The sequence below is a fragment of the Stenotrophomonas sp. PS02298 genome (genome assembly GCF_029959445.1).
Lineage (GTDB): Bacteria > Pseudomonadota > Gammaproteobacteria > Xanthomonadales > Xanthomonadaceae > Stenotrophomonas.
This window is the reverse complement of the sequence record NZ_JASCOR010000195.1, coordinates 1-7,127: the sequence shown is the minus strand read 5'-3', so window position 1 is coordinate 7,127 and position 7,127 is coordinate 1. Positions and strand designations below refer to the sequence as shown.

At 62.0% G+C, this 7,127-nt stretch carries 4 protein-coding genes and 1 pseudogene; 1 reads left to right on the top strand and 4 read right to left on the bottom strand.

Annotated features, from left to right (window positions below):
• Together QMX78_RS19095 and QMX78_RS19090 are read right to left on the bottom strand one after the other, a co-directional pair.
• A pseudogene (locus QMX78_RS19095) lies at positions 1-196 on the bottom strand (isoaspartyl peptidase/L-asparaginase); the annotation flags it as partial.
• Between the two features lie 197 nt (positions 197-393).
• The gene (locus QMX78_RS19090) at positions 394-1,437 is read right to left on the bottom strand and encodes a cyanophycinase (protein ID WP_282272537.1); all 1,044 of its coding nucleotides are present in this window, start codon (positions 1,435-1,437) and stop codon (positions 394-396) included.
• A 162-nt stretch (positions 1,438-1,599) separates the two neighbouring features.
• Between QMX78_RS19090 and QMX78_RS19085 the strand changes: the two genes are divergently transcribed.
• Positions 1,600-4,395, top strand: coding sequence for a TonB-dependent receptor (locus QMX78_RS19085; protein WP_282272534.1), 2,796 nt, complete (start codon positions 1,600-1,602; stop codon positions 4,393-4,395).
• A gap of 941 nt (positions 4,396-5,336) precedes the next feature.
• On the opposite strand, the gene ychF is transcribed toward QMX78_RS19085, so the two are convergent.
• Positions 5,337-6,428 carry a redox-regulated ATPase YchF gene (gene ychF / locus QMX78_RS19080; protein ID WP_282272533.1) on the bottom strand — a complete coding sequence of 364 codons (1,092 nt, stop codon included), beginning with the start codon at positions 6,426-6,428 and terminating at the stop codon, positions 5,337-5,339.
• Positions 6,429-6,512: 84 nt separating this feature from the next.
• A complete protein-coding gene (pth, locus tag QMX78_RS19075; RefSeq protein ID WP_282272531.1) occupies positions 6,513-7,091 on the bottom strand; it encodes an aminoacyl-tRNA hydrolase in 579 nt (192 codons plus the stop codon).
• Positions 7,092-7,127: the final 36 nt, after the last annotated feature.

Genomic DNA, 7,127 nt, shown 5'->3' with positions numbered 1-7,127 from the left:
CAACCAACGCCTGATGACCTTGACGCAATGCCTCGGTCAGCGCCGCACGGGGGGCGCGCTCTTCTGCAGCGCTGAAATCCTTGCGCTCCACCCCCGCCCCGCCATGGATGACCAGCAGGGGAGAAACCTCGGCTGCCGCAGCAGCTCCCGAGGACAGCGACGCCAGGCCCAGCAGTACTGCAGAAGTCAGCTTCATGTTTCTTCACTCCCGAATGGAAGCCCGATTCTAGGCAGGTGCCTGCCACTCTGAACAGTCACCACGGTCGCAGGCACCGCCTCTCCATCGCCAGCCACACCCACGCGTCCGTCTCCGCCCCCAACAGCCACGCCGCGCGCCAAGAGACAACAAAAAAAGGGGCCGAAGCCCCTTTTTTATCTGTTGAACGCACGCACTCAGTTGGGATGCAGCTCCAACTCGCCGTCGACGACACTGGCCATCGCGGTGAAAGCGGCATTGTCGACCTTGAAGCCATCCAGATGCAGGCGACTACCCGCGCCCACGCCCGTGACCGGAACCGAACTGAATTCCAACGGCTCACCATTGCTGAGGCGATCAGCCGTACGGCGCGGCATCACCAGCCATGCATAGCCATCGACCAGCGAGTACACCCGGCCACGCCCATCGGCCTCCACGCACAGCGCGGTGTCCTCATCCACGCCGATACCGACGATGTCGTCCTGGCCCTTGTCCTGGGCAGCGCGGGCGACGAAGACAATCAGGCGCCCCAGGCGATCACGCTTGGCGAAATGGGTGTCGGTAACCACGTTCGACAGGTAGGGCATGGTCAGGAAATCCCGGTCCATGGTCACCTCGCTGCCCATCGGGTCGCTCAACGCAGTCGGCGAATTGACACTGCCGCCATCCAGTGCGCCATACGAATACCCACCAAGGATGGCCAATCCGGCACTGGTGCCGCCAATCGGCTTGCCCGCGCGGACATGCTCATTGAGCAGCGCATTGAGCTGGGTGCCCTTCCAGAAGCGGATGTAGCGCGACTGGTCACCGCCAGCGATGAAAATCGCATCGGCGCCGCGCACCACCCGCAGCACGGCCGGATCGTCGGCCGCCTTGCGGCTGTCAAACACCAGCGTCTGCACCGCGGTGACGCCGCCGATGTCGTAGTACAGCTCCTTCTGCATGTTGTCGTCGCCAGAGGCGCGCAGGATCACCACGCGGCCGTGCCCTGCCCGCTCAACCCACCAGTGGAAGGCTTCCGGCACCCAGTCGCCGCCGCCCATCAACATCATGGCCGCCTCGGTCTTGCCCGGGCGGGGGGCATCCAGATCACCCACTTCGTAGTAGCGATAGCCAGCAGCGCTGATGGCGCGCGAATCCTCGGCGTGGACCACGCCCCCCGCAGCAATAGCCGCGATAGCCAGGAGCACTCGCCCCAGCCAGGAACTCTTACGTTTCATAGCGCCCTCTACCCGATCCATGTAATCGCTTACAGCTGTAATGCCAGACTTTCTGGCAGTGGTCAAGCGTGTAAAAAAGGTGTTAGATGCAGTGACCCCATTCACATTACAGACAGGGTTGGCCGGCATTCCCCGACATGCCGACAGGACAAATTCGGACACTTTTCATCAGAGAGCTGATTCATGCGTAAGCACGCAATGGTGTGTTCAATCCAACTGGCCCTGCTGTCGATGGCCGCCCCCGCCCTGGCGCAGACCGCCACCCAGAGCCAACCGCAACAACTCGACACGGTGCAGGTCACCGGCTCGCGCATCCCGCGCGCCCAGGTGGAAGGCCCGGCGCCGGTCACCGTGGTGACCGCCGAGGACATCAAGTCCGCAGGCTTCACCAGCGTGCCAGACGTACTCCGCGCCATGACCCAGAACGGTGGCGAGACGCAAAGCCAGCAGTCCTCCAGCGGCGCTGACTTCTCGCCGGGCGCGCAACAGGTTGACCTGCGCGGCCTCGGCCCGAATCACACCCTGGTATTGGTCAACGGTCGCCGCATTGCGGACTTCCCGATGCCGTTCAAGGGTCGCAGCAACTTCACCGACATCTCCAATATCCCGCTGGGGATGATCGAGCGTATCGAAGTTCTCACTGGCAGCGCTTCGGCAATTTATGGCTCCGACGCTATATCCGGCGTGGTCAATTTCATCCTCAAGAAGAACACCGACGGCGTCACCGTTGATGCGCGCATGGGCACCACCACCGAAGGTGGTGGCGAGTCGTTCGACATCAGCCTGGTTGGTGGCTTCGAGAAGGGCCGCCTGAACGGTGTCTACAGCGTGGACCTGCAGTCGCAGACACCGCTGTGGGCATATGAACGCAGCATCCAGGATTCGACCAAGGATGCACCACGTGCGCGCGACCAGCGTGCGCGCAGCAACTATCTGCGCAGGGAGCTGGCCAGCCCCGACTACGACCGGACCAACGACAACAGCGTCTATTACATCGATCCCGATCAAGCAACCTGTGACGCGCTGGCTGCCCAGAACGGCGGCACCACCTATCTGTCCTATCGCAGCGGCTACGGCGGCTATTGCGGCAGCGACGAAGCCATCGGCTACGGCACCATCCTGAGTGAACGCCGCGGGGTCAACGCCTATACGTCGATGAGTTACGCCTTCGACAACGGCAGCCAATGGTTCGCCGACATCCAAGCCGGATACCACCAGGTGAAGATATTCCGGGACGTCACCAACTGGGGTCTGATGCGCCCGGATGGCAATGAGGAAGGATGGTTTTACAACGAGGCGACGGACACCGTCGAAGACTGGTATCGCCTGTTCTCCCCCGAGGAGATGGGCGGCCTCAACCGCAACATGATCGAGACAACCCAGAAGACCTTCAGCCTTGCGACAGGGCTCAAGGGAACTTGGGCCAATAGCTGGGATTACGAAGCCACCGCCAGCTACTCGCGGTATGAATCCAAGATCAGCTGGCCGCAAATTGTTGCCTCCAAGGCCAATGCCCTTTTCCTCGGCGCACAGACGGGCGAATTCACCTATACCGACGTCAACGGCATCGACGTCACGCTGCCCAGCTACAACGCCGACCCCAGCCGCCTGTATCGCCCCCTCAGCCGCGGCGAATACGATTCCATCGCTGCGCGCACCGTCTACAAGCCGAAGTCCGAAACGGGCACACTGTCACTGACCGTGAGCAAGGCTGATCTGTTCACCCTGCCAGGCGGCGATGCCGGCTTTGCTGGCACCGTGGAACTGGGCCGCCAGTCCTATGCACTGAACCCCGATCCGCTGGCGACCGAGTATTACTACTACAGCTGGAAGGATTCGGACGGCAAGGGCAGCCGCAATCGTTGGGCCACGGCCGGTGAGTTGCGCATGCCGTTGCATGAAACCCTGAACTGGAGCGTAGCTGGCCGCTACGACCAGTATCGCTATTCGGGCAACAGCATCGGCAAGGCTACCTGGAGCACAGGTCTGGAGTGGCGACCGATTGATTCACTGCTGGTCCGTGGTTCCTACGGCACCGCCTTCCGAGCTCCCGACCTACACTACGTCTATTCCGGCCCGGGCAACGATGAAACCAGCGGCATCGACTACTACGCCTATGCGCAGAGCACGGACCCCGATGCCGCACCGGAAGACTTTTCCACCGGCCTGATCCGCAGCCGCAACGGCAACCGCGACCTGGATCCGGAGACCAGCACCTCCTGGACAGCCGGCTTCGTGTGGTCGCCGGTGAACGGACTGGATATCTCCGCAGATTGGTTCAACATCGAGATGAAGGATCAGGTGCAGGACATTAGCACCGATCAGATCCTGCGCGATGAGGCCGCTTGCCGACTTGGAAATCTGGATGCCAGTTCACCGACCTGCCTCGATGCGCTGGCTCGCGTCACGCGAACCGGCGGAGCCCTGTATGGCGTCCACGTCAATCCGATCAACGTCGCCAAGGAGTCCACCGAAGGCGTCGATGCCGCCGTGCGCTATCGCCTGCAGACCGGCATTGGCCAATTCACCTTCAGCACCACACATACATGGGTGAAGAAGCATGACTTCCAGCAGTACGCTGGCGACGTGGTCAAGGATCAGTTCGCAGTCAACAGCGGTTTCGACATCCCGCGCACCAAGACCAGCGCCAGCATCAGCTGGGAGAAGGAAGCCTGGGCTGCCACGATCCACGGCCAGCGCCTGGGCAAGCTGCCCAATGGCTGGTCCTATGACCAGGTGTGGGAAGACGGCGATCCGGGTCCGTACATCCGCGCAACCTATCGTTACAACGCATCGCTGCAGTACCGTTTCGACGATCACTCGCGTCTGACCCTGTCGGTGGTGAACCTGTTCAACAAGATGCCGCCGAAGGATCCGACCTATACCTCGTATCCGTACTACGACATCTCCTGGTTCGACAGCGTTGGCCGGCAGATCAACCTGCAGTACACGCACAAGTTTGGCGGCGCTGCACTGTAAGCCCAAACCCGCTGTGCCGATCTGCAACAAGGCCCGCCATTGGCGGGCCTTCTTCTTCGCGCGCCATCAACAGGCGCCTGCAGGAACAGGAACGGTCGTGCCTGGGAAAGCGCAGCACACACGGCGCATCACCTCCTACATCCGCGCTTTCCCGGACTGCACACCTGCAATTCTTCTCCACAAGCGCTGTGCGCAATGACTGGAGAAGGCTGTGGACAACCGCCTGCAGACCTTGCGCTGCACGGCTTTCAAAATGACGGTGATTTTTTCGCCAACGCACTACAACAACGGCGTGCGGCTTTTTTGTAGGAGCGGCGTAAGCCGCAAAGCACGCGCATCGTCAGGTGGCGCAGTCTCCCGGGACTGCAGGAATGCCAGCTTCGCGGCTGACGCCGCTCCTACAAGCAGCCATCCGGCTTGTGGGGTTCTCCACAAGCGCTGTGCGCAATGACTGGAGAAGGCTGTGGACAACCGCGTGCAGGCCTTGCGCTGCAAGGCTTTCAAAATGGCGGTGAAATTTTCGCCAATGCACTACAACGAAGGCATGCGGCCTTTTTGTAGGAGCGGCGTCAGCCGCGAAGCACGTACATCATCAAGCGGCATATGCTCCCGTCGCTGCAAGAATCCCAGCTTTGCGGCTGACGCCGCTCCTACAGCAATCCACGCCCACCCTGTGCTTGTGGGTAGTCACGCTTCACCGCGCCGATCGTTCCCGGGTGCGCTGCGCTTACCCGGGCTACGCCGATGACCCGATCCCGGAGGCGACATCCGTTCTCCACAAGCGCTGTGCGCAATGGCTGGAGAAGGCTGTGGACAACCGCGCGCAGGCCTTGCGCTGCAAGGCTTTCAAATTCGCGGTGAAATATTCACCACGCTGCAACTCGCAGATACAACAAGGCCCCGCAATGCGGGGCCTTGTTGCTGCAGCAACGTCGCTGGAATCAGACGTTGAAGCGGAAGTGCAGCACGTCGCCTTCCTTGACGATGTAGTCCTTGCCTTCCAGGCGCAGGCGGCCGGCTTCCTTGGCGCCCTGCTCACCCTTGAGGTTGATGAAGTCCTCGTAGCTGATGGTTTCGGCACGGATGAAGCCACGCTCGAAGTCGGTATGGATCACGCCTGCTGCCTGCGGTGCGGTCGAGCCGGCGCGCAGCTGCCATGCGCGGACTTCCTTCACACCTGCGGTGAAGTAGGTCTGCAGGCCGAGCAGCTTGTAGCCGGCACGGATCACGCGGTTCAGGCCCGGCTCTTCCAGACCGAGGTCCTTGAGGAACTCATCGCGGTCGGCGTCATCCAGCTGCGCCATTTCTTCTTCGATGGCCGCACACACCGGCACCACTTCGGCACCTTCGGCTGCGGCACGGGCACGCACCACATCCAGCAGCGGATTGTTCTCGAAGCCGTCTTCAGCGACGTTGGCGATGTACATCAGCGGCTTCAGCGTGATCAGGAACATGTCACGGATCAGCGCCTTCTCATCAGCATCCAGGCCGGCGGCACGCGCCGACTTGCCCTGATCCAGCGCCGAAGCCAGCTTCTCGAGCACCGGCTTGCGGGCCAGCGCTTCCTTGTCGTTGGCCTTGGCCGCGCGGGTAGCGCGATCCAGTGCCTTCAGCACCGATTCCAGGTCGGCCAGCGCCAGCTCGGTATCGATGGTTTCGATGTCGGCGATCGGGTCGACCTTGTTGGCCACGTGGATGACGTTGCCGTCTTCGAAGCAGCGCACGACGTGGGCGATGGCGTCGGTCTCGCGGATGTGGGCCAGGAACTTGTTGCCCAGGCCTTCACCCTTGGACGCACCAGCGACCAGACCGGCGATGTCGACGAACTCCATCGTGGTCGGGATCACCCGCTCAGGCTTGACGATCGCCGACAGCGCATCAAGGCGCGGATCCGGCACCGGCACCACGCCGGTGTTCGGCTCGATCGTGCAGAACGGGAAGTTGGCCGCAGCGATACCCGCCTTGGTCAGCGCATTGAACAGGGTCGACTTGCCGACATTGGGCAGACCGACGATGCCGCATTTGATACCCATGCTTGAACTCCCGTGAATGGAAAATCGGGAATGAGGAAGCGGAAGGGCTTGCTGCCATTCCATTCCGCATTCCCCATTTCCTGCTCACTTGGTGGTGTGCAGACGCTTCATCGCTTCGCTGTAATCACCGGCTACCGCCAACGGCATCACGTCGATGGCCGCATCGATGGCCTGTGCCATCAGCACGGCGTCGTCCGGCGACGGGCGGCCCAATACCCAACCCACCACGCGGTCCTTGTGACCGGGATGGCCGATGCCAAGACGCAGGCGATGGAACTTGCCATGACCGAGCAGACGGATGGTGTCACGCAGGCCGTTCTGGCCGCCATGGCCACCGTCGAACTTGAGCCGGGCCACGCCGGGCGGCATGTCCAGTTCGTCGTGTGCAAGCAGGGTCTCTTCGGGCTCGATTTTCCAGAACCGCTGTGCGGCGGTGACCGATTTGCCAGAGAGGTTCATGTAGGTCGCCGGCTTCAACAGCCATACCGGCTGCCCGGCAATCTCGACCTTGGCGACTTCGCCAAACAATTTGCTTTCCAGCGCCCAGCGCGCGCCCTGCCGCTCTGCCAGGGCCTCAACGAAATGAAACCCGGCATTGTGCCGGGTCCGGGCGTGTTCGGGTCCGGGGTTGCCCAGACCAACGATCAATCGCAAGCCAGTCATCTGTCAGATACACCTGCTGCGCCCGCTCCGAAGAGC